Origin of the sequence: Ochrobactrum sp. Q0168, from assembly GCF_016427605.1 — a bacterium.
Taxonomy (GTDB): domain Bacteria; phylum Pseudomonadota; class Alphaproteobacteria; order Rhizobiales; family Rhizobiaceae; genus Brucella.
Window position 1 is genome coordinate 40,273 of sequence record NZ_JAELXQ010000015.1, and the last position, 23,691, is coordinate 63,963.

Here is a 23,691-nt window from a genome sequence, read left to right on the forward strand (position 1 = left end):
ATCAGTCAAGCAGATCATCCTTTTCCTCGCCCTCGTCAGGCGTCGCCACCTTGGAGGCATCCGCAGGCGTGGCACCCATCTGGCCGAGCATCTGGCGGAGCAGGTTCATCGCCTGCACGCCAACTTCCTGCCCGGCCATGATGCGGCCCTGAATAGTTGAAGCCATGCCAACAAGCGTGCGATGCGATTCATTCAGCCACGGCAGCTCTTTCGCGAAAAGCTTCCAGGCTGACTTCGCTTTTATCTCAGCGCTGTCCTTCAGCCAAACGGGAGGAGCCCCAAGAGGGCCGTTTGCGGCCGGTTCGGCGCGGTTTTTGAAGCGCTGTGGGTCTTTCTTGTCTCGCCCCTCGACTTTGGCCTTGCCGAGGGGATTTCTCGGCTTTGCCATGGAATGAAATCCTTATGGGGTCATATTTTCAATTGCGGATGCGTGCGCTTTGGGACCCCGCTGGTCCTGTGACTGCGGACTTGGGCGCTTTTTGATCCCCCCGTCTACGCCGGGATACCTTCGGGGATATAGTGAAACGGCGTTCCGTCCATAACTGATATGGCGCTTTGAAGGGTTTCTATCGTTTTTGCTTCCTTCAAATACCTGACAGGCAGCTTCACATGCCCGCACCCAGGCAAAACCGGCAGATAAACGATAGTTTCCAAGTCATTATGGAAGAGAGCCAGTATATCGGCATCACGCCGATCAACCTCACGCTTCCGGCTAGCGTTGCCGCCGCGTCGGTCCACTGATATCCTGCATCTCCATTCAGCGCGTTGGCGCCTAATGATAGATGATGATTTAACCTGAATTCGATACGTCTTGTGGCCTGCTATCATAAGGACGTCGAACCCAGACGTATCTGAATGAATAGCGTGGTATCCATTCTTTGATATCAGCGCAAACCAGAAACTCTGCATACCTACCAAGCCTCGAATAATCAGGGCGGTTATCGTTGTCCGCTAATGGGGCGGAGATGCAATTTCCAAATAGATCCAAGGTCTCGACTCCTTGCCGACCTCATATGAAAGAGGCGGGGAGCCGAAGCTCACCCCCCTGAACCCTGCAAGAGGTCGAGAATTGCATGGGTATGCTATCGGCCACCCCTCCGGCCCGAACCGAACAACATCCTGGCCTAGCTCTTCACGACGCTTGATGCGGTCGTGGCAGGGAGCACAGAGGCTTTGAAGGTTGTCGGGGTCGAAGAACAATTCTTCGCACCCTTTATGGGGGCGCACATGGTCACACACCGTCGCTGGTGTTACGTCCTCTTGCTGCAAGCAGTAAGCGCACAACGGATGAGCGGCCAGTTGCCGCTCACGTAAGCGTTGCCAGCGTGCGGTCTTATAGAGCTTACGGTAAGCAGCTGCTTCGGTGCTGCGGCGGTCGGGTCTTGCCATGCTTACCTTCGTACAGCTGATTAAGAGTCAGCTGCTCTTTAATTGGTTGCGGGCATCGGGATCGAACCGATCATATCCGGCTTATGAGACCGGCGAGCACACCAGCGCTCTCGCCCGCTGAAATAGAATGGAACAATTGAATGCACATTCCCGTTCTCTCCTCGCAATCGAAAAGGAGAATGAAATGGCACAGACCACCGAAGGCATGCTTTCCGAACAAATCGACGCACTGCGCAAGGAAATCAGCAGCCTATCGTCCCGACTGTCAGATCATCTCGGCAATCTATCCGGCGCAACCGACGACGCCCTCGCGTCCACGAAAGATGCTGTGAATGTGCTTGCCGAAGGCGCACGTGAACATGGTCAACGTGCTGTGCAATACGCACGCGAAAATCCCGGCACAGCATCGGCGTGGGCATCCGTCGGACTGGTCGCCTTGGTTGCATGCATGCTCATGAAGGGCCGCGGCAACCGTTACCGTTAGAACACAATCGGCGGGGAGCCTACCGCAATAGGCTCAACCCGCCGAACCAGCAGCCGGAGGAGAAACGGCGCTGGAATAGTTACCCGGTCGTGGACCGGGGGGCATAGAACGCCCAATAAAAAGGCCCGCACACGGCGGGCCAATCTTTTTGTGTCTACTCACCCATAGGTGACTTGAGTGCGCGTTACTTAAAATGATCCTGATTTTGTGTTATTTATCCGATAGTTATCGTTATCAGCCTTGGGTTTTTGATGCGAAAAAAATCCATCAAGAACCGTAAGGCCACGGTAAACGAGCCCTTTCCCGGCCAATGATGCTGCTGTTCCCTTAAACCCCTCAGCTTCGCCGACAGCTTGTAAAGTCTGCCCACCGAGAACCGCGTCTTCAACCGGGTCCAGCAATGCTCCCAAAGCCGACCTGATGCGTGCCAGCACGGGCTTCTTGTCGATATAGTCAGCCAGCGTATCCTCGTTTAGTTTAACGTGCATGCTCTCGGTTCGACCTGACACCTGTTCCCCTCGATCATTGATAACCGACGCTCGAACCCGAACTGCAGGAATATCGTAAGCGGATTTAGACCGCCGCACCTTCGACGAGTGTACCAGTTCCCCATCTTCAAAGTTTGAATAAAACACCGTCGCCGAGCCATCAGCCCCGCCATAGCTCTGGCCCTTCAGAGGCTCGGATTCACACAGCGCCACCAACCGACGATACTTCAATACTGCTGCAATCAGATCTGGGCGCCTATCCCTGCGCAGAACAGCAAGGAGAGGGAAATCCTCATCGCGCGACTGAACGCAGTTCGGATCACCAATGGATTGGCGTTTTTCGATTTTCTTTCGCAGTCGTGCGAGAGCCCGCCTTTCTATGGTTCTCTTGTTTCCAGCGAAATCTCGGCCAGATGCTCGATCTTCGGGTGTCCGGATAATCTTCGGCTTTTCATCTTCCTTTGTCGGCTCCACTGCACGAAGCGTGTACTTGCCGTTTTCATCGCGTTCAAACCTGGTGTCGGTTCGATATTCGTGATCACCCTTCATCCGTGGGTGATACTCGCTCACCGACTCCTGCAAATTATCGTTGGAAGCGTCGTATTGTCGGTAATGCCCATCAACAAATCCGATCCTAAGCGCACTCGTCTCATTGACGAACTGATGTGCTTCAATTTCCAGCATCAGATCATCAACGGCTTTCAGTTTCCCATCCGAAATATCGCGAAACTCAAAAGAACGCTGATATGTTCGAACGGGCGAACCATCATCATTCAGGTAGATATCACCAGCTTTTTGAATTCTCATATGTCATCCTCGTGTTTTGGTTTGGTTGATTAGGCGGCCTTCGCGGCGTCCGTTTCTGCAAGCCACCCTAGAACCGCTGTAACGGCCTGCTCAGCGGCTTCTGTCGTCGTCGTGGCCCGAATGATCAGAACAGTGTAGCCAAGCCGCTCTAGGGCCTTGTGGCGGTCTTTCTGGGCCGGCGACAGTCTTCCCTGCCCGACCTTGTTCTCGATCAGCAGCAGACGACCGTATTCGCCATAGATGCGGAGGTCAGGTTCACCGCTCGTCATTCCCGTTGCGATTGCCTGAGCCTGTGCCCTTGGCCCACGCTTGCTGGCGTTCATGTCTCCGGCTAACAGGAACCGGCGCTGGTATTGTGGCAGGCGACGCAGGCTGGCTACTTGTGCCGCCTGTAATTCCCATTCGAGCGGCAAGGCTGGCTTTGTAGTAACGCGGCCATTGCGGGTGGTGATCTTGACGCGGGCGCCGTTGATGCGTGTGATCTGTGTGGTGACGGTCGTAGGCGAAGGCGCGCGTGTGCGGTTGCGTGCCATGTGTGCTCCTCGTGTTTATTGCGGTATGCCGTTGGTACCGGCAAGAGGAGTGTGGAATGCCTCAATAAACGTCGTGTTAATGGCCGACGCAGCGCGGCGAATATTTTTGGCCAACCTCAAATCAGGTTGTATTCTGGATTTGGCAAAAATCAGGAAAAGTGCGCACTTCTCAAATCTCGAGAACTGCGCGCCGCGCGCTTTGTGCGTAAGTTTCTATATAAGAACTCTTACGCACCAAAAGCAGCGTGCATTTGCGAACTTCTTTTAGGGTTTTTCGAGAAGTGCGCAAGAAGTCTTACGCGTTACCTCTGGTTGTATTTTGATTGTGACAGGCGGTTGTAGTGATGGAAAAAAAGAGAGGAAGGCGGACATCCTTCCTCTCATATGAAGCCAGAAAACTATGCCTTATTGATTTGGCTTATGGCCAAGTTCGTGAGCTTGTTATTTGTGGCTTTTTCCTGATCCAAAATCTGGGTAAGTAAGGTGTGCGCTTCCGTATGTCCGAGCTCCTTTGCCCATTCGCGCAGCGAACCGTATCTGGAAATTTCATAATGCTCAACCGCCTGGCAAGCTGCGAGCAAGCCTGCGTCAAGAGCTGTTCCGCTTGCCTCTTCAATCAAGCCGTCGGCTTCCTTAATCAGCCCTTCGATCGCGTCGCATTTCTCAGCGGTAGGCTTCAGCTTGAGAGACTTGAACACATCATTCAGGATCGTGATCTGCCCCTTGGTTTCTTCAAGATGTTCCTCAGCGGCTTGCTTAAGTTTGGCGCTTTTGGCCGCCTTGGCGACTTTCGGAAGAGCCTTGGTAATGGCGTTTTCTGCGTAATAAATGTCCTGCAAGGTATGCTCGAAAATATCAGACAGAGTTTTCATGATCGTCCTCCTGGTTTGGAAAAGCGAAACGAAACATTTGCTGATAGGTTCCTTATTATTAGCCCGCAACCTGAGCCAAGTCCTGCTGTACTAGTTGACCAGACCTATTGAACGAGGCGATAGCAGTCTCTGTTTCTTTGCGGGTTTCCGCCTTTCTCCCAATAAGGGCCGTTTATGATTGTTGCCTATGTTTCATCTGCTGTCGTTGGCGCAGGCGTTTATCTCCTATTGAGGCGCAGAACGCGCAAAGCGCGTATCACCATCTCAGCTACCGTATTCCTGGTCCTCTCAGCAATTTTCAGCGTTTGGTTTATTAATACAGGGGGAACTTACGGCATCATGGGCACGAACGGCATCACACCGGATTGGTCACAACAATAAAAAAAGCGGAGCCGAAGCCCCGCTTTCATATTCCTAGATACTAGCGCTTTTGCTCAACCCACAGAATGGAATCTGGGTCAACCCCAAGCTGCCGTGCAACGCTGATTGCCTTGCCCTTAATTTCCTTAGTCAATGTGGGCTGACGGGACAGTACCCAGAAATACTTTTCTGGTTTGTCTCCTGCCACGATTGACCATTGGTACTTTCGATCGAGGGCAACGACGTTATAGCCACCATAAAACGGCCCGAAGAAAGAAACCTTCAAGGCACCCACATCTGAAGCATCTGCGAAATTCGCCTTCCCTGTAGCGCTCCGGAAGGCACCCTTTTTCGGGTCATAGCCCGCATTCAGCACCTTAATGGTCCCGTCGGTGTTCATCGAATATTGAGCGGTTGTATGCGTCATGCCGCGCTCAAACCGATTTTCGATGCGACCAATTTCGTACCATTTACCAAGATAGCGTGCAGCATCAAAGCCACTTACGGCTTGGACCTGCGACGGGCGACCGTTCGTTTGGCAGGCCGCTAGCACCGCCAACAAAGTGAAGGCCAAGAGTGAGAGAAATCTCTTTTTCATTAATACCACCAGTTACGATATCCTCGAGATAAAGCTGAACCCAACATTTGGTTCCCTTCCACCGTGCTGCCGACTTCTTCAATCCTATACCGCCCTCACAAACGTCGTAGTCTTTCGCTGTATCGGATCGCGATCTTCGACCTTCGCCAAGAATCCTTCCTTGAACAGTGCCTTGGTAATGAGGCTGGTCCGCTTCTTCTGCACCTCGTCGTCGACATCCAGCCCCAGCGCATAAGCAACGGCGTGCCCCACCCAGTCCTTGGCCTGCGGTGCTTGCTTGTACATGCCACCATTTACAGCACCGCGGATTGCATCTTTCTGCTCGTCGGTCAGACCTTCGGCGACTTCCTCGCTGGACGGCCAATGCCATTCAGTCACGACGGGCGCGTGGTCCTGCGGCTGTGTCAGCCCACGCCCATTGCCCAGTGCCACACTTTCGATATGGCGCCAGTCCAACCGATGCGACAGCGGCGTAAGGTTCGACTTGCCATATGTGATCGAGAAGTAGCCGAACCGATCCATACCGGGAATGCCTGCCTCATTGGCCTGCGCTTCCGACATCCGGTTAAGCACACGCACCGAACGAGCGGCACCGATCAGGGCCACAGCACCGCGAGCATCTTCGACGGTGGCCTCGCGGTCACTGACCTTGCGCAGGTGGTGCACGATGTCGATGGAGCAGTTCGTGTAATCCGCGATCTGCGCCCAGAGCTTCGCGACCTTGTCGATTGCGCCGTTGTCGTTCTCGTTGACCTGGTGCGTCGACACGAACGGATCGACGATCATCACATCAATGCCATTGGCAAGGATGGTTTCCGCAACCGCCTCGACGATCGGCTCCTGGATTTTGACGCCTTTCTTGTCGTCGATTGCCACAACAAGCTCTTGCTCGCGACCGCTGTCGAGGAACAGATGACCGTCGATATCCTCGGGCTTGAGATTGAAGTGAATGCACGCCGCCATGATGCGTCGCTCCAGCTCGTCGCGGGGATCTTCGACATTGAACAGCCAGACCTTAAGTCGACGCGGAGGCTTAACGCCGTTCAGCGCCTTGCCTGACGCCATGGCCAGCGCTTCCACGATGCTGTTTGCGGTTTTGCCAAGGCCGCCCGGTGCAACCGTAACAGAGACGTACTTACGGATGAAATGCCGACCGAAAGCAAACTCACGGCGTGGCAGCGTTGACGGGTCTTTCCACTGGAATGGCGTAGCTGCGAGGATGGGTTGGTCGGTGGGGGCTTCTTCGACAGGTGGCAACTTCTCAGGATCAATCTGGACAGTCGTCACTAGTTCTTCCTGGTTGGTGTCACCGCTCTCCACCTTCGCCCGCGCGTTGTCCAGCATGCGCGTGATGTCCACGAGCTTGGTATTGTCGTTGACGGCTTCCGGCGCCTGACGCGGATGCATCTTGCCAGCCTTCAGCCCATTGTCGATCGTTTTGCAGCAACGCGGGAAGTCCCTGCCCCAGCCGCGCGCTACGTCCTGTAGCAGGGCCCGTGCTTCGGATTCCGCCAGTGCACCAGCACCGACGAACGTGCCCAGCCGAAACGCCGCGTCGTTCAGACGATTGTTGCGGTTACCCATCGGTTCCATGGCGAGGTCGTCGAGCTCGGACTGTACCGCGCGCTCCACGTATCGGTCGTTAATCGTGCCGGATACCGACGGTGCTTGATACATCGTCGTGCTGTCGTATGACCGTGGCAGGACAAGCTCCAGCAGCCATTCCGGCGCGTCTACCGGTTCCATATCGACCAGCCAGCGGTAAGGCTGGCCAACAGCCGGTACACTGCCAGCCGCAATGACATAGCCGCCGTCGCCGCGAACATCGATGCCCGCGCCAAGTGCGCCGCGGTTACGAACGCCTGCCTTGTGTTTGAAGAAATAATGTCGGCCGCCGCTCGTTGTTTCGGCCGTAAGCGTGGCTGGCAACGCACCGTGCTCGACTTCCAAAGCCGCGAGCGTATTCGGCCCGCCATGCTTCGGGTCGATGTCCAGCACCCACGCGCCGATAGGCGCTCCGGTCGGCACACCGATCATTGCACCGGGATTGCGGCGCCAGAGTTCACGCACGATGCGCTCATTCAGCGTTGCACCACGGAACCCATTTGAGGTCAGCGGAGTTTTGGTGGCGAGAATTTCGATAAGGCCGTCTTCGTCGACGAACTCCTCGTCAGCGGCACGGCATGGGAAGACAGGCCAACTGCGCGCCGTGTAGGACAGCGCGACGTCAAGCATGGGGTCTTCACCCGAAAACACCTGGATGTTATTTTGCATCAATCTTCCTTTTTGGAGCCTAGAAATGTCCAAAGGACGGTATGAAATGAAGAGAACGAGCAACGGCCAATGGTCGGTCGTCGATACCGAAACCGACCACGTGGCCAAGCTGCAAGATTCCTATTTAAGAGACCTCGATATCGATGAGGCCGAGGCGGCGGCGGCTCTAATGAACCGGATTCATGCCGCAGGTCTAAACGTCACGCCGCAGTGATTGTCGAGCATGGGGTCGGTTGCGACGGCAGCAACTTGCGATGTGTTAACCATGTCTGCAATCATAGATTTCAATCGATTCGAACCTTGAAAGGACTGGGATGAGCAGATCAACATTAAAGGGTGGGCGGTACATCGGCCGACGATACAAAGCGTCAAACGGAATTAACGACACCTGGTCAGTGGTTGATCAGAAAGTTCAAAAGCCAGTCGAGATGGGCGTACGGCAGGCGGTAGGAATGAACTACCGCGATGCCAAGGAACTGAGCGATTTGCTTAACTCGCTAGAAGAGCGACGTCAGGCCTGCTGACGGTCTGGAACACTTCGCGATGATATTGTAGTGCTTAACCCTGGCTTTCAACGCGGGGGTAAGCATGACTTGGGGCTTTGTCGTAGGCAGATATTATAACAGGCGGAAAGACATTCACGGTCAGTTTGCTGGCCAGCAACAGGGTGGCATCGTTACCCCGTCCAACCATAACGTTGTAATTATCATCACCGGCAAGGCTGGCAGTCATTACGGCTATGAAGACCAACACCTGCCGGATGGACGTTTTGACTATTATGGTGAAGGTCAAGTCGGCGACATGGAAATGGTCCGCGGCAATAAAGCAATTCGCGACCATGCTATGTTGGGCAAGGATCTACTCCTTTTTGAAAGCCTCGGGAAAGGCAAAGATCTGATCTTCCGGGGCAGCTTTATCTGCGAGAGTTGGCGATGGGGACAGTCGCCCGATCGCAACAATGATATGCGCAAAGCCATAATCTTCGAACTCAGAAACCTCGAGAATATTATAGAAGCCGTCGATGATGAGCAACCCGACCCCACCCTTGACTTGGCTGCCATGCGGCGCCTTGCAAAAGAGGCCGCCGGCAGCCGCGAGGGCAAGACATCAAGCCGAACCATCTATGAGAGAAGCCGACACGTTCGGGATTACGTGCTAGCTCGTGCCTACGGTCATTGTGAGGGCTGCGGGTGCTCCGCGCCCTTTCTGCGCGTCAACGGGCAACCTTACCTGGAACCTCATCATATCCGTCGAGTGAGCGACGGCGGCCCTGATGACCCCAGCTATGTGATTGCGCTTTGCCCAACCTGCCATCGCAAAGTTCATCATGGCCAGGGTGGCGCCACATACAACGATACGTTACTCAAGAAGATGCCATCTATCGAGCCGCCGGCGACTGGCTAAAGCGGCGTTGTCAAAACGGCGCCTCCTTCAACGCTTCCCGCATCCCTCGCCCGCAACCTTCCCATGCGGCGCGTACCAACATGCGCGCCTCTAGCTCGTCCATGTCCTTAAGATCGGTCTTTTGGATGGATCGCAAGTATTCCCCAACCGCCTCCACGCCAGCATCAAGGGCGCGCAGCTCGTAAGGGTCCAACCGACGGCGATGCCGAATATGCTCGGCGATGTCGGCGCATTCCTTGCACAGCCAGCGGATCGGCTCGCGGTCTGCTTGCACACCAAGGCCTACGGCGTGTCTCTGGCAAACCCAGCACTGTTCGGGATGACTCATGCGGCATCTCCGAAAAGGCTGGCCTGCACAGGCGGCTGGTTGTCATTCGCCGGTTGCGCTTTCGCGGCAACGGGGCGCGCTTCTGTAAAGTCAATGCAAACGATCTCGCACATTGGAGAGACGCCTTTCCATTGATCGATGAAATAGGCGGTATCGACACCGCAGCCTGTATCGAAAAGCAGGCCAGTCTGCTCCTGAAACTTAACGGCCTTGCCACTGGTTTGTCGCTCATAGCTCTGCCGTCCGGAATAATTGAATCCAGCCGACATTTGCGGAACGATGAACGTGCCGTAGTCTGCCAAATGGGACGCAATATCAATTACGTGAAACTCGAAGTCCTTACCGCTGTATCGCGGGGAATTTTTGCTCCGCTTGATATTTCCGAACGGAGGATTGCTAATCGCACTGTCGAAGTGCCCCAGCCCCATATCCAGAACGTCAAACACGTCAGCATGAATCCATTCTGCTTCTGGCAGCAGTTTCTTCCCCACCTCCAGATAATCGGCGTTACGCTCAACGCAGGTGATTTGTGGCCTGCTGTCGTCGAAACGGCTGCGCTGCCAGATGGCGTAAGACAGCATTCCAATGCCGGCACAGAGGTCGATAATGCGGCCGCCACCGGCATCTATCGCAAAATCAAACGCCATGTCGAATGGCGTGAAGAATGCGCCCGCGGCGCCATTCACGTGGTTCGCGCCTTCGTTCCAGTTCCTGTAGACAAATTCTTTATCGTCTTCCGACAGCCGTTCTTGCTGCAGTATGGCGACTGCTTGAGAGTGGGCCTGAGCCTGTGCCCGTGTGAGCTTAGCCATTACGCCACCCTCCCCAGCAAATCTTGGTTATCATTCGCCGCAGCATACTTGCCTGCCTCATTGCCCCACGATGACCATCCCGGCCACGCTTGGCGTGCGAACAGCTCAAGGTACGGCCCGTCGACAAGCCGCTCGATCCGATCGTACTGCTCATCAGGCTTGCGGCTATGCTCACGGCGGGACGCTTTGATCAGCGAGCGCACACCTTTGCTAAGGCGACGCGGCTTGCCTCGCTTGAACAGATGGCAGATTTCAACTTCCTGTCGGGTCCAATAGCCCATACCCATGCGGCCCTTGTCCCAGACAAAAGCTATACTGACAGGACGGAACCCCCACGATGCGGCCACATCGAAGGCTTCACGCTGTAGGTGTGAAACGGTCCACATGAATAGCAAACTGTCGCGGGCGCATACCTGCTCAACAGGTAGCGCCTTGATATCATCCAACATCACGCTATAAGGCTGGCGACCTCTAGTCGGGGCGATGTTCTTCTTGTTGTAGGTTCTAAATGCCCATGGCGGGTCCGCAAGGACGCAGCCGAAAGGCCCGCTAGGTAGCGGTTCATTCATCCTCATCTCCTCGTATTTCGTGGTGGTAACCCGCCAGTTGGTGGCTGGCGGGGTGGTGTGATAAGGGAATTGGTGGGGTTGATTCTGTATATTGATAGGGGGAGTGGCGTGATCGAAGTTTTTAGCGCTTTGTTGGAACTTAAGAACTTGAGCAAGTTCGCGGCCATACTTGCATGTTTAGGATGGTCGATCTCATGCTATTATTGGATTCTGTCAGCGCAAGTTAAAGCTGAATCTAGTTTGCCGCCCCCAGATGAGAACCAAAAGACAGGCACAGTTATGACGAAGGGTGGCTTCTATGTCGACGGTGTGCCTCAGATGACAACTGGCGATATTAAGCTCTTCTTAAATGAAGCAGGACGATTGAATAAGATCGCAGCAATTATCAGCAGTGTATCTGCGGTACTGACCGCCTTGTCCGTGTTCTTAAGCTAGACGGAATCTGTTTAACGCGCCACCCGCTCATCCCAGACCTTGAACCCCGGCACCTGACGCATACCCGCGCGCACTGTTTCTTCGGCCATGGACTGTACGAGTTCCTTGAAGCGCTCTGGCTCTCGGCCATATGCCCAATCCAAAGCCTTGCCTTCATCTTCCAGTGTGCAGCGCCAGATCGTGCGCAGCCCTGTGCCAGTGGTTGCTGAACGATCTTCGCGCTTAGCCCACCGGTCAGCTTTCTTGGCCTCGGCAAGCAGTTCTTCGGCCTTCTCACGCTCTTCGAGATTGCCTGCGCTGGCTCGCATGGCCGCTTGCGCTTCTCGCGCAATGCGGTCAGCCTCCTCACGCGCCGCCTTGGCCGCAGCTTCTTTCTCGGCAACGAGCTTATTGCGCCAGGGCGTCAGCAATGTCTGCAACGTCTCCTTGCCGAGCACGACCTTGCCTTTGACAGACTTAGTATTGCCGATCAGCTTGTTGTAGCGATCTTGTATCTCTGCCTTTGCATCGTCATGCGGCTTCGCTTCGTCCTTGCGAGCCTCGTCGGCGCGCTTTCCGGCCTCATGAAGCTTGTCGTGCAGTTCGGTGATCGCGTCGGCAATGGGCTGGCTGTCGATTGCTTGACCGTCTGCGAAATTTTTAGCTTCATCAAACAGGTCTTCGATTTCCTGTTTTACAGTCTCGTACGCGGAAAGCGGCGGTCTATTGTGACCAATAGGCGGCGGGTTATACGGGTCGTAATTGTTCTGCATCATTGCTCCTCGTGTTTCGGTGGTTGGTTTTGCTGCGGTAAGCAGCAGTAGGTAAGTTAACATGCCTCGCGGCGCATCCCGTTAACGCTACAGGTACATCGCGTCGTTTATTTCATCGTCAGTCAGGTCGGCGCTGTAGGCTGGCACCGGCACATTGTCGTTGCCCGCCTCCGGCACGTTGTCATTTGCAGCTCCCGCAATGGCGTCGACCACTTCCCAGTATTTGCCGTTGGGCTTCACGACTATCTCCACGGTAGGCAGCAGCTCGTTTTGGCGCTCCATGAATTCCAGCACCGTTTTCGGAAATGGAGCCTGACCTCCGTGCTTTCGCCACCACCGGTCTGACTTCGACTTGAAGAAGCCGGTGTGCGCTGGCCCCAACCATTCGGAAATTGGCGACATGCCTACCCAATAAGACACCTTCACGCTGTCCTGCTTGCCGCCTTTGCCTTCGTGGTATGCGAAGGTGCGGCGCTCCACTTGACGGGTGCTGGCGTTGTCCTTCGACAACATCGGCACGTCTTCGGCCTGCGCAGATATCTTCGGTGTTTCATCGACCGGGAATTCGTATCCGCAGTCAGGGCAAGTATATAGCGATGCATAGATCAGCGAGCCGCAGCCTACTAGACCACGATCGTCAGGCTCTAGCGGACATTGCTTGACCGGCGCTTCGCCGTCGCCCTTCTTCATACCCGGAGCCATGACCGCGTCTATAGGGCCGTGCTTACGAACTACGCCAGCAAAGTCCAGAAACAGGCAGTTTTCCTTGCCGGGATAAAGACGCAGGCCACGACCTGCCATCTGGACATAAAGGCCCGCTGATAAGGTCGGGCGGCAAAATGCGACCAGATCGATGATCGGCAGGTTTGTGCCGGTCGTAAGCACTGAATTATTCGTCAGCGCGCGGATCTTGCCAGCCTTGAAGTCAGCCAGAATCCGGTCGCGCTCACCGGTCGTGGTGTCGCCGGTCACGGTCTCACAGCTAAATCCCCGGCTACGGATTTCGTCCCGCATATGTCGGGCATGTTCAACGCCGCTGCAAAAGCAAAGCCAGGCCTTGCGCTCCGCACCCGACGCCGTGCCATACGTTACAATCTCGTCGACCACCGAGGCAGTGATATCGTCTTTGTCGATGGCGGCCTGCAATGCGTTCTGCTTGTAATCACCGGCCTGCTTGCCGACGCCAGACAGATCGAATGCCGTAGCCATACCCTTTGAAATCGGACGACAGAGATAGCCTTCCTCGATCATTTCGTCGATTGGCTTTTCAAAGCAGATGTCGTCGAAAAGTGCGCCGTCACCTTCCGTCAAAAGCCCCTCGCCCAAGCGATAAGGCGTGGCTGTGAGACCGACCAGCTTCAGGTCAGGGTTGATGGCGCGCAGGCCCTCGATCAGCTTGCCATACTGCGTTTCGGAATTGCGCGGCATGAGGTGGGCTTCATCGACCAGAACGACGTCGATGTGGCCGATCTGCTCCGCCTTGTTTGCGATGGTCTGCACGCCGCCGAAAACGATCTGCGCCTTCGCATCACGCCGGCCTACGCCAGCCGAAAAGATACCAGCAGGCGCGAAAGGCCAAATATTCAGGAGTTCCTGATAGTTCGACAGGATCAATTCACGTACATGCGTTACCACGAGCACGCGCATGTCGGGCCAGCCTTCGATCAGTTCCTTGCAGATCGTACCCAGCACGAGGCTCTTGCCGCCGCCCGTCGGAAGCACGATAAGAGGCGAGCCGGGTTGTTCGCGCCAGTAGTCATACAGGCCGTCAACCGCGGCACGTTGATAGTCGCGTAAGGTTAGCATTAAACTAATCGCCCCTTCTCTCTAGCCCATTCGAGTGGGTGTTTTGCATTTTTTGAAAGGTTGCAGGACGGGCACAACACTTGAAGATTAAATGGCCAGTTTGTTCCGCCAAGGGCAATCGGCATAATATGATCAACGTGGCGATAGCTTTTTTTGCGAACAGACGCCCCGCACTCAACGCATTTGTATTTTTGTCTAGTCAGGATATCTCGTATGTCCTGTGCTGTGTGCGTTCCTTCTGCGCCCTTTCTTTTGGCTTTTGAGTTTCTGTTATATTCTCGAACCTTATCTGGATTGTCGAAGCGCCACTGTTTTCTTGCCTCTATGCCTTCTGGAGTGTTTTGAAATTTCCTTGCTGCATTGATCGTACACTCAACGCACGCTCCATTGTGCGTCCAGCGCATACCGCTATGGCCGTGCGGGCATGGTTCTCCATGAAAGAACTTATCACCTAGTTTTTGCGCCTCGGCCTTTTTCCAATTTGGTTGAAAGGGCTTCTTTCCTTTTTTTCTACGGTTTGCTTCCCATTGTAGCCATTTGCACACCGTGCACTTGCCGTCGGAAGTTGATCTTAGCGCCGTATGGCCATGAATACATGCCGCACCGGTGTTGTAGTATTTAGCCCCAAGCTTCGACGCCATGTCTCGATCTGGTACATGAGGCCCCATGTACTTAGGATGGTTATCATTGGCTGGGGTTAATACCCGCCCCGTCTGTCCACACTTCACCAGATTTAAGGGTATAGGTAATGGTTTCGTTTTCTTCATCGCAGTCTGTTTGCACTCCTGGAACCAAGCACGGCAAAGTAAGGAAAGCAGGGCATCCCTCGCTTTGCTCGGCCAGTGACAGTGGCTTGTTGAATCGCGAACATGCCCACGTTCCACCCGGCTCTGGGCTGCTGAAAATGCACGTCCGGCAGTTGGTTCTCGGCCATGCGCCATCGTGGCAAATCGCGTTGTGCTTGCACCATTTGCACGAGAAATACTCCGGGTTATCGCTGATGCGCGGTGGCAGGTCGTTCGCATGGATGATGCGTTCGGCCTTTGCCAAAAGCCGCGCTACGTATGCCGCGTCATAATGAACGCGTTCGGTGTAAAGTTCGTCGTTGTCCTTGCAGACCGCGAGATATATCGCTCGGTCACGCCCACGCGCGTGCATGTAGATTTGCATCTGCCCAAAATGGAGAGGCTTGCTTTTCTGGACGCCCTCCTTTTTCAACGCCGTGAAGCTTTTCAGGTTGTGTGACTTTATTTCGCCGACGTGCCACTTGGACGGAGCTTCGGGCAGGCCAAGAATTTCGCTATCGAGATAGCCACCAACATGACCGTCGCACAGCTCAACGCGGATTTGCCGACCGTCTGGGCCATAATCAACGACTTCGCACCCGATCATGCGAAGGTTCTCAATCCAGCGTGTTTCTTCAATGTTACCAGTTTCGAAAATGCGTAGCGTTCGACCAGGGATGGATTCGTGCGGTGTGGTCCATCTGTAATCGAAGAACAGCTTGCGGCTGCATTCTTCCGCCACCTGAGAGGCGGGAATGGTCTTACCGTCTCTCTGTTCGTTGGCGGCCTCGTAAGCTGCGTAGATGGCGCGCACAGTGCTGGATTCTGCTTTTGGGAGGGGTGCCATGCGTTAGTCTCCACGTGTTCGGTGGTAGAAGGCGCGGTTGGTAGCCGCGCCTGTTGGGTTTAGGCCGCCAAAGGCCAGCCGTCCTCGTCGAGTTCAGGCAGGACGAACTCGACGCCGTTTAGGTTTGCGATATGCGCCAGTAGCGTTTCTGCAGTGCCCGGCATATTGTCGTTCGCAGGCTGCACCCACGGCTCGCTTTCGGCGTCATCGACGGTCAGGGCATCAATCGCCGCCTCGATAGTGAAAGGTTTGTCCTCATTGCCTAGAACAATCTTGTCGCCGTAGGCGCCGCCAATCTGGTCTTTCAGATCGTCCCATGTGTCGATTTTCACGCCACGAACTGCCAGCGCGATCTTCATCATGTCGCCCTTGCCGATCGTGTAGCCGCGCTGCTGGTACTTCAGAACGCGTGTTGACGAAGCTAGCGGATATCGCGTTCCAGCGTTGAATTTCAGGAATCGTTGGCTGTTGTGTTTCAGAAAGTCTGGATGAAAAACAAAGCCGGAGTCGGGATGCTTTTCGCCGACGGTGACGAATTCTGCTCCCTTCCATTCGGATCGCTGGCCCGTGTCCAAGTCCACTGCGCCCATGCAGACGGTGAAATCGAATGCCTTGAAGATATCTTCGGCAGTCGGAAAGAAGTCGAAATACATCAACTGGGCGATATTGTTGCTTTGGTCGGCAAACGTCACGGCCCGCTTGCTAGCAGCGACGCACCATAGGCCTTCCTCATATGCGTCATAAACAGCGCGCTCAAACGCCCGGCGTGATTTGAAGTAAAGATCAACGTCATTGATCTTCGCCCCGGTGAAAACGCTCGTCACAGCGCCGCCAGCTACAAACGCGCCGTCAAAGCGTATTGGCAGCGCGGCATCGATCTGTCTGCGCTCCGCTTCATAAGCCATGCGTATCTCCTCGTGTTCGGATCGGTAAGGTGGTTGCTACCGGCGCTTTCGCGCCAGTAGCGGGTTGGTGTGGCTTAACCCCAGGGGCGCTTCTTGCCTGCCGCAGCAGCAGCCGGTGCAGGCTTGTTGCTGTTTGCCGCAGCCGGTCGGTTGTCATTGGCCGGACGGGCCTGCGCTACCGGCTGGTTGGCGTCGATTGAAGGCTGGGGAACGTTGCCTTCGTCGGGATAAAAGAGTTTCCGGATACGGTTGCTGGCATTGTATGCTTTGCCCGTCTTCTTGCTGACGCCAGCGGGATTTTGGACAATCTGGGCAGTGAAAGTGATGAACAGGATCTGCTCGGTATCTTCCAGAGGCCCGTCATGACCAACCGCCCGGCAGAGCTTGGCGAGGTCTTTCTGACCACGGTCCTGTCTTTGAGCGTCCCGGTTCTGAACGTCGACCCAGTGCCAAATGCGGCGGCCCTTGTATTCCTCCGGCTCGACCACATCGATTGTGAAATTCACCGCGATGTCCGTTCCGTCGACTTTTACATCGCCGGCGGAGATTTCGAGCTTTGCAATCATGTTGGGCAGCAGCTCGAAATCAGACTGTTCGGTGCTGTGATCCTGCGGGTTAAATTGAACGCCTAGTTGCGCCATCTATAAGTTCCTCGTGTTGTTGGTGGTTCGGTTAGGTAATCGTTACGGATGTTTAACTATTAACCATTTTCTTCTCATGGTAATTCGCTGCTGCGTAAGTAATCAGGGGAGGAGGATTGCTTTGCGCCGTCGCTCCGCGCGCTCCGTCCGCAGCGGAGCGACGTTATTTACTTAAAACAGCTGCGTTGGGGTTTGGGTGTTTACGCCTTCGCCCGATGAATAGCCGGGCGAAAGAACCCGCCGATGAAACCGAGTGAAGCACCGATCTGCCACATCGCAAGGCCCGCCGCGTTGATGCCAACGGCCGCAAGGAAGGCGTGGATAGTTTCTGCGAAAAACAGGCCCACGACCCATCCGACGAATGCCCCGCCCAGAACACCGATGAGCGGTGCGAAGAAGAGGATGGCCGCGATTGCTACAAGGCCAGCTAGAGCTTTTTCCATTAGGCAGCCTCCGCCGTAAGCCGTTCAGCAGCCTTTACGGCGTCCTGCACGGTTAGCCATTTTTCGGCTTCGTAGTCGCTAACCTCAACTTCGAACTCATTTTCGAAAGCCATGATGAGTTCGACCAAATCGAGGCTGTCGGCGCCCAAATCATCGATAATCGCCGCAGTCGGTGCTACGTGTTCTTGTGCGACGTCGAGGTGAAGCACAAGGATATCGCGCACTCGTTCAAATGCAGTCGCCATCACGCCGCCTCCCTCTGGTCATTGTCGTGGGCAATCGGCCAAAACTTCGCAATATCGGTAAAGCCCTGCCCTTTGCGGTAAACGACGCTGTCGGGCATTGAATAACGGTTCTTGGCGTTGAAACCTGCCGCCTCGTTGAAATGCACCTGGCGCTCTTTGCCGCCTTCGGCATGGCTGACCTTCGTCTGGCGCGCCACTTCTTTTTCCTTGATGGAGATGCGGTAATTCATGAAAGCGACGATGTCAGACTTCTCACGAACCAGTGCATTCGATCGTTTATGCAACTTAGGCTGGTATCGTGAATACGGGTCCGTAGTCGGGCTGTCGAAGCGCACGATTTCAGGGTGCGCCAGCATGACTACATACATGCCTGCACGGGACAGCGCCGACACGGCGGCCATGAGCTCATTCCATTCGGTATCGGCCTCCACGTAGCCTTTGCCGAACCCCGCATCCTCGATGCCATTGATGCCGAGGCGGGCAGCGGTCGCACGCCAGACAAGCGGCTCCAGCCCGTCGAGGCTATCTATAATCACGGTGCGCCGGTCGTGTTCTTCGGTTAGCAGTTCGCCGATGACGTTCAGCAGGTCGTCGAAGGATTCAATCGTGCCGGGGGTTGCCATTTCGATGTCAGACGGCGGGCGCTCACCTTCGGTTGCTAGATAGATCGGGTCCGGGAATTCTGCCGCGAGCGACGTCTTGCCGATGCCGTCGACGCCGTAGAGAAGGATCACAGGCGGATCGTTTCTCTTGGTCGACTTGAGGCTTGAAAGAGATAGAGCCATAGGTCTCCTCGTGTTCAGTAGGTGTGGTGGGTAACGGCGATTGCGGCGATGACGGCCGCAAGAATGAGCCAGCCTACAAGCCATGCAGGCGGGCTTGTGAGGGCGGCTGCGCAGTTGTCGCGCGGCGGTCTGAGTGGCATCAGTGCGCACCCCACAGATACAGCAGCCCATAGAACGGCAGGAGCAGGTTCCAAAATAGGAAGGCTGCAATTGTCGCGGCGATTGCCAGCGCGAACGCTGCAAGCGCCAAGGATTGCCCGATGCGTCCGACACCGGGCTTTCGCCCGGGATCGATGTGCGGCATGTCGGCTGTAGCTTTTGTGGTGAAGGAAATCATCCCAGCACCCATCCGTAGAAGCCGACCGTCAAAGCGAGCGCAGCAACAACTGCCAAGGCCCAGAGAAAGCGGTCACCAAGGCCGAGCGTGGTTTCCGGCTCATAGAAGGTGTCGCCGTCGGCGTAGTCTTTAGGCGCATAGTTGCGCGTGTGGCTGTACGTGGTGGAGGTCATGCTGCCCTCCGAATAACGACATCGGCAATGCGCGAGTCAGCGAGAACGAACACACCGAACTTCTGGCCCGGATATTTGACGGCAAGCCGTTCAGCTTCGTCAGTGGCGGCCTGTTCGCTTTTATGAACCTTCGGCTGCTCTGACGGCTTGGGCTGGCCGCCTTCGATCAAGGCGACGATTGCGGGTGTGGTCGCAGGCGCATTGGCATTACCCGCCGGCTCGTCGACCCATTCGGCGATGAGGTCGCTGCCGTCGCCGCGTGACTCTTCGTAATACCGCAATCCATCGTCGCGCCACATACGACCATGACCGTCTGATTCATTCAGCCAACCATCGTTGTAGCGCTTCATCGGCCCAACCTTCCGCCCATCGCGGGTACGATAGAACTTGCCGGTTTCGATGTTGAGGGATGGCGCAAGCTCAAGGTTATCCCAACGCACATACCAATTATGATCGCCCATACGCTCTGTTTCAAACTTCACAAAGCAATCGCGATCGCGCGCATTCGCGTTCTGGACAGTGCCGATCTCGTCGGCGCTTGCCCATGGGAGATAATCCGAAAGCACCCGCACCCGATCCCCCTCCTCGATAGCACAGGAAGCTTTGCCGGTTGCTCCAGCAACGGGCGCGTGTTCCACGGTGAATTCGCTCACGCGCCGATAACGTTTGTCGCCAACATTGTCTGTGAAGATAACAATCATCTCGCCATCTTGTTCATCAATCTCTTGGACGTAAAAAGTATTACCGGCCCTGTAGTCATTGCAGGAATCATCGAATTTGGCCGTAATTCTGTCACCAACCTTCACTGTTTGCTTGTCAGCCATCACGCTGCTCCCCTCGTCTTGGTGTTTTTCGTAAGCTTCACCTTCTTGGTGAAATCGACCGGGATGACGTTGTCGTCATCGGGCTTGTCCGCCTCGACGCCGCCGTCATCCTCTTCGAAATCTGGCTCAACTTCGAAGCGCGAGACCTCAAGCTGCACAAGGCCGGTGCCGGGAATCATGAAACGCACAGTCAGCCAGCGGTAATTGTCGCGCTCCTCGACGATGATGCCCTTCCACTTCCAAAGCCGGTGGACGACGATTTCGCCGGGTAAGTCCCAGCATTCACCGCATTCGCAGGTCATGCGGCACCCCGAATCTGCGCCGCCCTGGCACGCCATACGGCTCGCCAAACGCGTAAGCGCCATGGAATAAGCCATCCGAAAAAGCATGAAAGAACCGTCACGCTGCCGTAACCGTTGACATCAAGCCCATACAGGCCATTGCCGATCCAGATATCGATGCCACGATTGCGATTGGTGGCGCGATACTCAGTAAAATGCCATTCGGCTGGGCTGTTCTTCAGCGCATCCAGCACTGCCGAAATCATCGGATTGGTCATGCGGCACCTCTTTTCGGTGCGCGGTGGTAAGTGACAGGCGCGCTGGAAATGTAACGGCCGTCAATAAGACGTGCCGAAGCGCGCGCTGCTGCTTTTTGCGCAGCCGTCCGGTAAGGCTTGCGGTTTGTCATGTCCCGCTCGCCCGTTCGTGTATATTTCGTTTTCAAGATGGCCTCCTCGTCGGGAGGTTAGTCGTTGGCCCCGTCATCCTCGCGGTCGGCCTGCCTCAAAAGGCTAGTGGACTGTGCCTGTAAATGGACCGTCCAGAATGGTTATGCGGGGCAGCGAGACATAAATGTCCATGCATCCTCCCGAATAACCGCCGTTAAAAGTTGTGCGCCGCACAACGGTCTTCTCTGTTGGCTCTGGCGCCGGTAGCGTGGGAGATCTTTCCGAAAGCAGCGACCAGGCGTGGCCTCTGGTAATGCCCATCAATTCCGCAATCTTCCCGAACGACGCGCCATTTTTACGGTGCGCGGCGGCAGTTGCCTGCAGTTCGTGTCTTGATGAATACTGCATGTCTCCTCTTGTGGTTGGCGATGGTTGACAAGCGCCGCGTCTAACGGCATCTGTCTGGTCGCGCGGGGTGGTACCTGCGAAGGAAATCGCGGAGTAGAAGCGGCTTCGGCCCTCCTCGTGTTAACCGCGACGTACGGGCAGGCTGGGGTAACGGGTGGTGCCGACCCATAACAGCCTGCTTTTTAGGTTCTGACGTGGCGAGAAGCCGCTGAGTTGAACTATCTGTTTGGCCACGCCGAAAGCACCGCCGACGTTTCAGTCGGCAGTGTCCCTTTTGAAATCTATGGCCCTTGTGGCGCGGAAGCGATGCGGCTTCTTTCGGCTGTGTTCATCATGGCGCTTCTCCTCAGAAATGGTTTCTATCTATTAAGGGCGAAAATCCGTGGGAGGATGTTCATTCTGTTGCCTGCCATTTTGTGATCCCGGCGTCTTTTGCGTCGGTTGATGATTGGAAGATATTGGGATTAATCCCATTTGTCAATGTGATTTTTCCCATTTTTTATTCAGAGCATAAAAAATGCCGCAAGCGCGGCATTGTGATTTATCACCCGAAAGCGCTAGATGCGTATTCGTCGAGCCTGTCGCGGCGGCACGATAGATTCAATGTCGGCAGCCCAAACGACTTCCTGGTCCCGCATGGTTGGGCCATTTAGCGATTCCAGATCGTAAAGACCTGGACGAGATCCACGCGTTAGCCGCTTCAATAGCGCACGACCGTCGCTTAGTCCCACAACGACCATATCGCCAAGCATTTCGTCAGAGGGGGCTAGCTTTTGATCGCTATAAAAAATCAAAGCCCCATCGACGAAAGTTCCCATAGAGTAGCCGTGCACTTCAACGGCTACCGACTCGGGGCCGGCGCCAGGTGGGATAATGACATCCCCGAACCCGCCGTCGCCAGTTCCATAGACTATTTCACCACTCGTATCGGCCCCGACTCGCCCTACCACTGAAGTTACTCCCGGTTCTTCCCCGATAAGATACCCGACAGTGGTATTCAGAATGTTAGCAACCGACTTCAGGGAGTCGATTTTTGGAACAGCACCGCGATCCAAGATGTCGCGTACAAAAGTTTCCCCCATCCCAGCTTCGAGCGATAGGGCCTTCATACTCCAGTCGCCTTTCTTCATCGCGGCCCGGAAACGATCTTTGTCTACAGTGACTTGTTTCATAAATGGGTTTTACCCCATCGAACAAATTTCGTCACTTGGGAAGTTTCCCATTGACTAATGTGAAATATCCCATTACCTTCTCCCCAACAGCACGAAGACAGCCTCACCAGCTTGATCTGCTGACCACCGACCAAAACACGAGGAGATACCAAATGTCAGCAACAGCACCGAGAAGAAGAAACCCCAAGCCTCGCCTGAATGAAATCATCGGCGGCGGATTCTTTGTATTCCGCCGCGGCAAGAAGACCGGCCGCGTTGGCGTCTTCACCACCATGCCATACGAACACGGCTCGTTTGAGCAGGCCTTGGCCGAGGCGACGCGTCTCGCTGCCCTGTGCCCGGGCGAGACGTTCGAAGTTTTCCAGACGAGCGGCGCCGCGGCTTGCTGCACGCCGGTTGAGCTGGCGGAGGCTGCATAAGATGGAGCGGAACCCAGCCACCGAACTTGAAGCTGCTCCCCTCCCGCGCGGGCAAAAAAACATCGTCGATGCGCTGACAGCGATTTACCCGCGTCGCATCTACATCGACGAACTCGTCGACAACGTCTACGCCTTTGACCCAAACGGCGGTCCTGATGGCGCCCAAAACGTTGTGCGGGTGCAAATCAGTCGCCTCCGCAAGCTCCTGCCCTCGTTTGGCTGGACCATACCGATGAACCATCGGGGCGCGGGCAATCACGGGTTTTATCGCCTCGAGCCAGTAGCTGCGAACGATAACGTACCGGCGGCAGAACGGCCAGCAAAAGACCGGAGGGCAGCAGCATGAACCGCGCCCTTTTAGAAATGCTCGCCGACTTGGAACCAGACACGCATACCGACGCTCCGAAGGCCGGCAGTGTCGAGCCTATGCGCCGCCCTGACTACAAGGCTAGGAAACATGGCCGCCCACAGCCGTGGATCAGGTACGCAGCCAGAGAAGCTGTGGAGCTGGCTGTCGTGCTGGGGTTCGTTGTAGCCGTGTGCGGCGTTGGGTTGGGATTATCCGCATGAGGCGCGAAAGATAGCGACGGGGCTCTTAAGCCCCCGAACCTCCCAGACTTACGGCCTTTGCGCACTTTTGCGCCACGGCTTTTTTGCACCCACCAAACACGAGGAGAATGACATGCACAGACATGTATCGACGACGCACGCCGCTATGGCGCCCATCCTGACCGCCGCCGACTTTCAGAAGCAAGGCACGACCGCCGCGCAGGTCCTGTCGATTTCAAAGGCAGTGCGCGCGCTTGGTTATCACACTGAGGCCGAAACGCTGCGAGACACGGCTTTCGAACTGGCGCGCATTACTGGCGTTCGGTTCCGCTATGGCGCTCCGCGCCAGCGTCGCAGCCCAGCCAACGACAATCGCCGTCGCCTGCGGAGGGTGGTGTAATGGAGGTGAGTGACAATGCCGTAAGGGCAGCACAGAAGGCGTATAGAGAATGCGAAGGTGATAGCACAGAAAGTCACCGCGCCGCCCTCACCGCAGCCTTCCCTCACCTAGCAGCGGTGCGGGTGAAGGCACTTGATTGGACGTACACTGAACGAGTTGCGATGACGTATGTTACGT

34 protein-coding genes and 1 tRNA gene are annotated in these 23,691 nt (G+C 55.5%); 7 read left to right on the plus strand and 28 right to left on the minus strand.

What is annotated here, in order from left to right; genetic code table 11:
- Position 1 precedes the first annotated feature (1 nt).
- The 3 genes from JAU75_RS19420 to JAU75_RS19435 all read right to left on the minus strand — a co-directional run bounded on the left by JAU75_RS19420 (position 2) and on the right by JAU75_RS19435 (position 1,508).
- Complete coding sequence (locus JAU75_RS19420) at positions 2 to 388, minus strand: hypothetical protein (RefSeq protein WP_199058098.1); 387 nt, start codon at positions 386 to 388, stop codon at positions 2 to 4.
- A gap of 563 nt (positions 389 to 951) precedes the next feature.
- Complete coding sequence (locus JAU75_RS19430) at positions 952 to 1,389, minus strand: HNH endonuclease signature motif containing protein (protein WP_199058100.1); 438 nt, start codon at positions 1,387 to 1,389, stop codon at positions 952 to 954.
- 43 nt (positions 1,390 to 1,432) lie between these two features.
- Positions 1,433 to 1,508: transfer RNA gene (locus JAU75_RS19435), tRNA-Met, on the minus strand.
- Positions 1,509 to 1,573: 65 nt separating this feature from the next.
- Here JAU75_RS19435 and JAU75_RS19440 point away from each other — a divergent pair.
- Positions 1,574 to 1,873, plus strand: coding sequence for a hypothetical protein (locus JAU75_RS19440; protein WP_247880553.1), 300 nt, complete (start codon positions 1,574 to 1,576; stop codon positions 1,871 to 1,873).
- A 188-nt stretch (positions 1,874 to 2,061) separates the two neighbouring features.
- Here the strand turns inward: JAU75_RS19440 and JAU75_RS19445 are convergent, their stop codons facing one another.
- From JAU75_RS19445 to JAU75_RS19465, 5 genes are all read right to left on the minus strand, one after another.
- The gene (locus tag JAU75_RS19445; RefSeq protein WP_199058102.1) at positions 2,062 to 3,168 is read right to left on the minus strand and encodes a hypothetical protein; all 1,107 of its coding nucleotides are present in this window, start codon (positions 3,166 to 3,168) and stop codon (positions 2,062 to 2,064) included.
- A 29-nt stretch (positions 3,169 to 3,197) separates the two neighbouring features.
- The gene (locus JAU75_RS19450; RefSeq protein WP_199058103.1) at positions 3,198 to 3,701 is read right to left on the minus strand and encodes a VRR-NUC domain-containing protein; all 504 of its coding nucleotides are present in this window, start codon (positions 3,699 to 3,701) and stop codon (positions 3,198 to 3,200) included.
- A 398-nt stretch (positions 3,702 to 4,099) separates the two neighbouring features.
- Positions 4,100 to 4,573: a DUF892 family protein gene (locus JAU75_RS19455; protein ID WP_199058104.1), complete on the minus strand. Its 474-nt coding sequence runs from the start codon at positions 4,571 to 4,573 to the stop codon at positions 4,100 to 4,102.
- A 421-nt stretch (positions 4,574 to 4,994) separates the two neighbouring features.
- Positions 4,995 to 5,531, minus strand: a complete 537-nt coding sequence (locus JAU75_RS19460) for a lipocalin family protein (RefSeq protein WP_199058105.1) — start codon at positions 5,529 to 5,531, stop codon at positions 4,995 to 4,997.
- A gap of 84 nt (positions 5,532 to 5,615) precedes the next feature.
- On the minus strand, positions 5,616 to 7,805 hold the full coding sequence (locus JAU75_RS19465) for a bifunctional DNA primase/polymerase (protein WP_247880554.1): 2,190 nt from the start codon (positions 7,803 to 7,805) through the stop codon (positions 5,616 to 5,618).
- A 46-nt stretch (positions 7,806 to 7,851) separates the two neighbouring features.
- Between JAU75_RS19465 and JAU75_RS19470 the strand changes: the two genes are divergently transcribed.
- Together JAU75_RS19470 and JAU75_RS19475 are read left to right on the plus strand one after the other, a co-directional pair.
- On the plus strand, positions 7,852 to 8,019 hold the full coding sequence (locus JAU75_RS19470) for a hypothetical protein (protein WP_199058106.1): 168 nt from the start codon (positions 7,852 to 7,854) through the stop codon (positions 8,017 to 8,019).
- Between the two features lie 374 nt (positions 8,020 to 8,393).
- A complete protein-coding gene (locus tag JAU75_RS19475) occupies positions 8,394 to 9,209 on the plus strand; it encodes an HNH endonuclease (RefSeq protein WP_199058107.1) in 816 nt (271 codons plus the stop codon).
- A 10-nt stretch (positions 9,210 to 9,219) separates the two neighbouring features.
- Here the strand turns inward: JAU75_RS19475 and JAU75_RS19480 are convergent, their stop codons facing one another.
- From JAU75_RS19480 to JAU75_RS19490, 3 genes are read right to left on the minus strand one after another with little or no spacing between them, the layout of a single operon-like run.
- On the minus strand, positions 9,220 to 9,537 hold the full coding sequence (locus tag JAU75_RS19480) for a DUF6511 domain-containing protein (RefSeq protein ID WP_199058108.1): 318 nt from the start codon (positions 9,535 to 9,537) through the stop codon (positions 9,220 to 9,222).
- Entirely contained in the window at positions 9,534 to 10,349 is an 816-nt protein-coding gene (locus tag JAU75_RS19485; RefSeq protein WP_199058109.1) for a methyltransferase, read from the minus strand. Before JAU75_RS19485 ends, JAU75_RS19480 begins: the two co-directional genes overlap by 4 nt.
- On the minus strand, positions 10,349 to 10,918 hold the full coding sequence (locus JAU75_RS19490) for an MT-A70 family methyltransferase (RefSeq protein ID WP_199058110.1): 570 nt from the start codon (positions 10,916 to 10,918) through the stop codon (positions 10,349 to 10,351). Before JAU75_RS19490 ends, JAU75_RS19485 begins: the two co-directional genes overlap by 1 nt.
- A 108-nt stretch (positions 10,919 to 11,026) precedes the next feature.
- Here JAU75_RS19490 and JAU75_RS19495 point away from each other — a divergent pair, with 108 nt between their 5' ends.
- The gene (locus JAU75_RS19495) at positions 11,027 to 11,353 is read left to right on the plus strand and encodes a hypothetical protein (RefSeq protein ID WP_199058111.1); all 327 of its coding nucleotides are present in this window, start codon (positions 11,027 to 11,029) and stop codon (positions 11,351 to 11,353) included.
- 11 nt (positions 11,354 to 11,364) lie between these two features.
- Here JAU75_RS19495 and JAU75_RS19500 read toward each other — a convergent pair whose 3' ends face one another.
- From JAU75_RS19500 to JAU75_RS19575, 17 genes are all read right to left on the minus strand, one after another.
- Positions 11,365 to 12,108, minus strand: a complete 744-nt coding sequence (locus JAU75_RS19500; RefSeq protein ID WP_199058112.1) for a hypothetical protein — start codon at positions 12,106 to 12,108, stop codon at positions 11,365 to 11,367.
- An 84-nt stretch (positions 12,109 to 12,192) separates the two neighbouring features.
- Positions 12,193 to 13,911, minus strand: a complete 1,719-nt coding sequence (locus tag JAU75_RS19505) for a DEAD/DEAH box helicase (protein ID WP_199058113.1) — start codon at positions 13,909 to 13,911, stop codon at positions 12,193 to 12,195.
- Complete coding sequence (locus JAU75_RS19510; RefSeq protein ID WP_199058114.1) at positions 13,911 to 14,552, minus strand: HNH endonuclease signature motif containing protein; 642 nt, start codon at positions 14,550 to 14,552, stop codon at positions 13,911 to 13,913. The genes JAU75_RS19505 and JAU75_RS19510 overlap by 1 nt, the downstream gene beginning before the upstream one ends.
- Positions 14,553 to 14,595: 43 nt before the next feature.
- Positions 14,596 to 15,543 carry an oxidoreductase gene (locus tag JAU75_RS19515; protein WP_199058115.1) on the minus strand — a complete coding sequence of 316 codons (948 nt, stop codon included), beginning with the start codon at positions 15,541 to 15,543 and terminating at the stop codon, positions 14,596 to 14,598.
- Between the two features lie 59 nt (positions 15,544 to 15,602).
- Positions 15,603 to 16,448, minus strand: coding sequence for a hypothetical protein (locus tag JAU75_RS19520; protein WP_199058116.1), 846 nt, complete (start codon positions 16,446 to 16,448; stop codon positions 15,603 to 15,605).
- 74 nt (positions 16,449 to 16,522) lie between these two features.
- On the minus strand, positions 16,523 to 17,089 hold the full coding sequence (locus tag JAU75_RS19525) for a DUF669 domain-containing protein (protein WP_199058117.1): 567 nt from the start codon (positions 17,087 to 17,089) through the stop codon (positions 16,523 to 16,525).
- Positions 17,090 to 17,289: 200 nt separating this feature from the next.
- Positions 17,290 to 17,532, minus strand: coding sequence for a hypothetical protein (locus tag JAU75_RS19530; protein WP_021587370.1), 243 nt, complete (start codon positions 17,530 to 17,532; stop codon positions 17,290 to 17,292).
- Complete coding sequence (locus JAU75_RS19535; RefSeq protein WP_199058118.1) at positions 17,532 to 17,777, minus strand: acyl carrier protein; 246 nt, start codon at positions 17,775 to 17,777, stop codon at positions 17,532 to 17,534. The genes JAU75_RS19530 and JAU75_RS19535 overlap by 1 nt, the downstream gene beginning before the upstream one ends.
- Positions 17,777 to 18,562 (minus strand): ATP-binding protein, encoded by a 786-nt coding sequence (locus tag JAU75_RS19540; RefSeq protein WP_199058119.1) that lies wholly within the window; start codon positions 18,560 to 18,562, stop codon positions 17,777 to 17,779. Before JAU75_RS19540 ends, JAU75_RS19535 begins: the two co-directional genes overlap by 1 nt.
- A gap of 14 nt (positions 18,563 to 18,576) precedes the next feature.
- Complete coding sequence (locus JAU75_RS24290; protein WP_273772910.1) at positions 18,577 to 18,702, minus strand: hypothetical protein; 126 nt, start codon at positions 18,700 to 18,702, stop codon at positions 18,577 to 18,579.
- The gene (locus tag JAU75_RS19545) at positions 18,702 to 18,899 is read right to left on the minus strand and encodes a hypothetical protein (protein ID WP_247880555.1); all 198 of its coding nucleotides are present in this window, start codon (positions 18,897 to 18,899) and stop codon (positions 18,702 to 18,704) included. Before JAU75_RS19545 ends, JAU75_RS24290 begins: the two co-directional genes overlap by 1 nt.
- On the minus strand, positions 18,896 to 19,072 hold the full coding sequence (locus JAU75_RS19550; RefSeq protein ID WP_199058121.1) for a hypothetical protein: 177 nt from the start codon (positions 19,070 to 19,072) through the stop codon (positions 18,896 to 18,898). The genes JAU75_RS19545 and JAU75_RS19550 overlap by 4 nt, the downstream gene beginning before the upstream one ends.
- A complete protein-coding gene (locus tag JAU75_RS19555) occupies positions 19,069 to 19,896 on the minus strand; it encodes a hypothetical protein (RefSeq protein WP_199058122.1) in 828 nt (275 codons plus the stop codon). Before JAU75_RS19555 ends, JAU75_RS19550 begins: the two co-directional genes overlap by 4 nt.
- Entirely contained in the window at positions 19,896 to 20,198 is a 303-nt protein-coding gene (locus JAU75_RS19560) for a hypothetical protein (RefSeq protein ID WP_199058123.1), read from the minus strand. The genes JAU75_RS19555 and JAU75_RS19560 overlap by 1 nt, the downstream gene beginning before the upstream one ends.
- Positions 20,195 to 20,455, minus strand: coding sequence for a hypothetical protein (locus JAU75_RS19565; RefSeq protein ID WP_199058124.1), 261 nt, complete (start codon positions 20,453 to 20,455; stop codon positions 20,195 to 20,197). Before JAU75_RS19565 ends, JAU75_RS19560 begins: the two co-directional genes overlap by 4 nt.
- Positions 20,452 to 20,622, minus strand: coding sequence for a hypothetical protein (locus JAU75_RS19570; RefSeq protein ID WP_199058125.1), 171 nt, complete (start codon positions 20,620 to 20,622; stop codon positions 20,452 to 20,454). Before JAU75_RS19570 ends, JAU75_RS19565 begins: the two co-directional genes overlap by 4 nt.
- Before the next feature lie 909 nt (positions 20,623 to 21,531).
- Complete coding sequence (locus tag JAU75_RS19575) at positions 21,532 to 22,146, minus strand: S24/S26 family peptidase (protein WP_076771303.1); 615 nt, start codon at positions 22,144 to 22,146, stop codon at positions 21,532 to 21,534.
- 152 nt (positions 22,147 to 22,298) lie between these two features.
- Here JAU75_RS19575 and JAU75_RS19580 point away from each other — a divergent pair, with 152 nt between their 5' ends.
- The 3 genes from JAU75_RS19580 to JAU75_RS19590 all read left to right on the plus strand — a co-directional run bounded on the left by JAU75_RS19580 (position 22,299) and on the right by JAU75_RS19590 (position 23,514).
- Complete coding sequence (locus JAU75_RS19580) at positions 22,299 to 22,565, plus strand: hypothetical protein (RefSeq protein ID WP_199058126.1); 267 nt, start codon at positions 22,299 to 22,301, stop codon at positions 22,563 to 22,565.
- Between the two features lies 1 nt (position 22,566).
- Positions 22,567 to 22,911 carry a helix-turn-helix domain-containing protein gene (locus JAU75_RS19585; protein WP_199058127.1) on the plus strand — a complete coding sequence of 115 codons (345 nt, stop codon included), beginning with the start codon at positions 22,567 to 22,569 and terminating at the stop codon, positions 22,909 to 22,911.
- Positions 22,912 to 23,247: 336 nt separating this feature from the next.
- Entirely contained in the window at positions 23,248 to 23,514 is a 267-nt protein-coding gene (locus JAU75_RS19590) for a hypothetical protein (protein ID WP_199058128.1), read from the plus strand.
- The last annotated feature ends 177 nt before the right edge of the window (positions 23,515 to 23,691 follow it).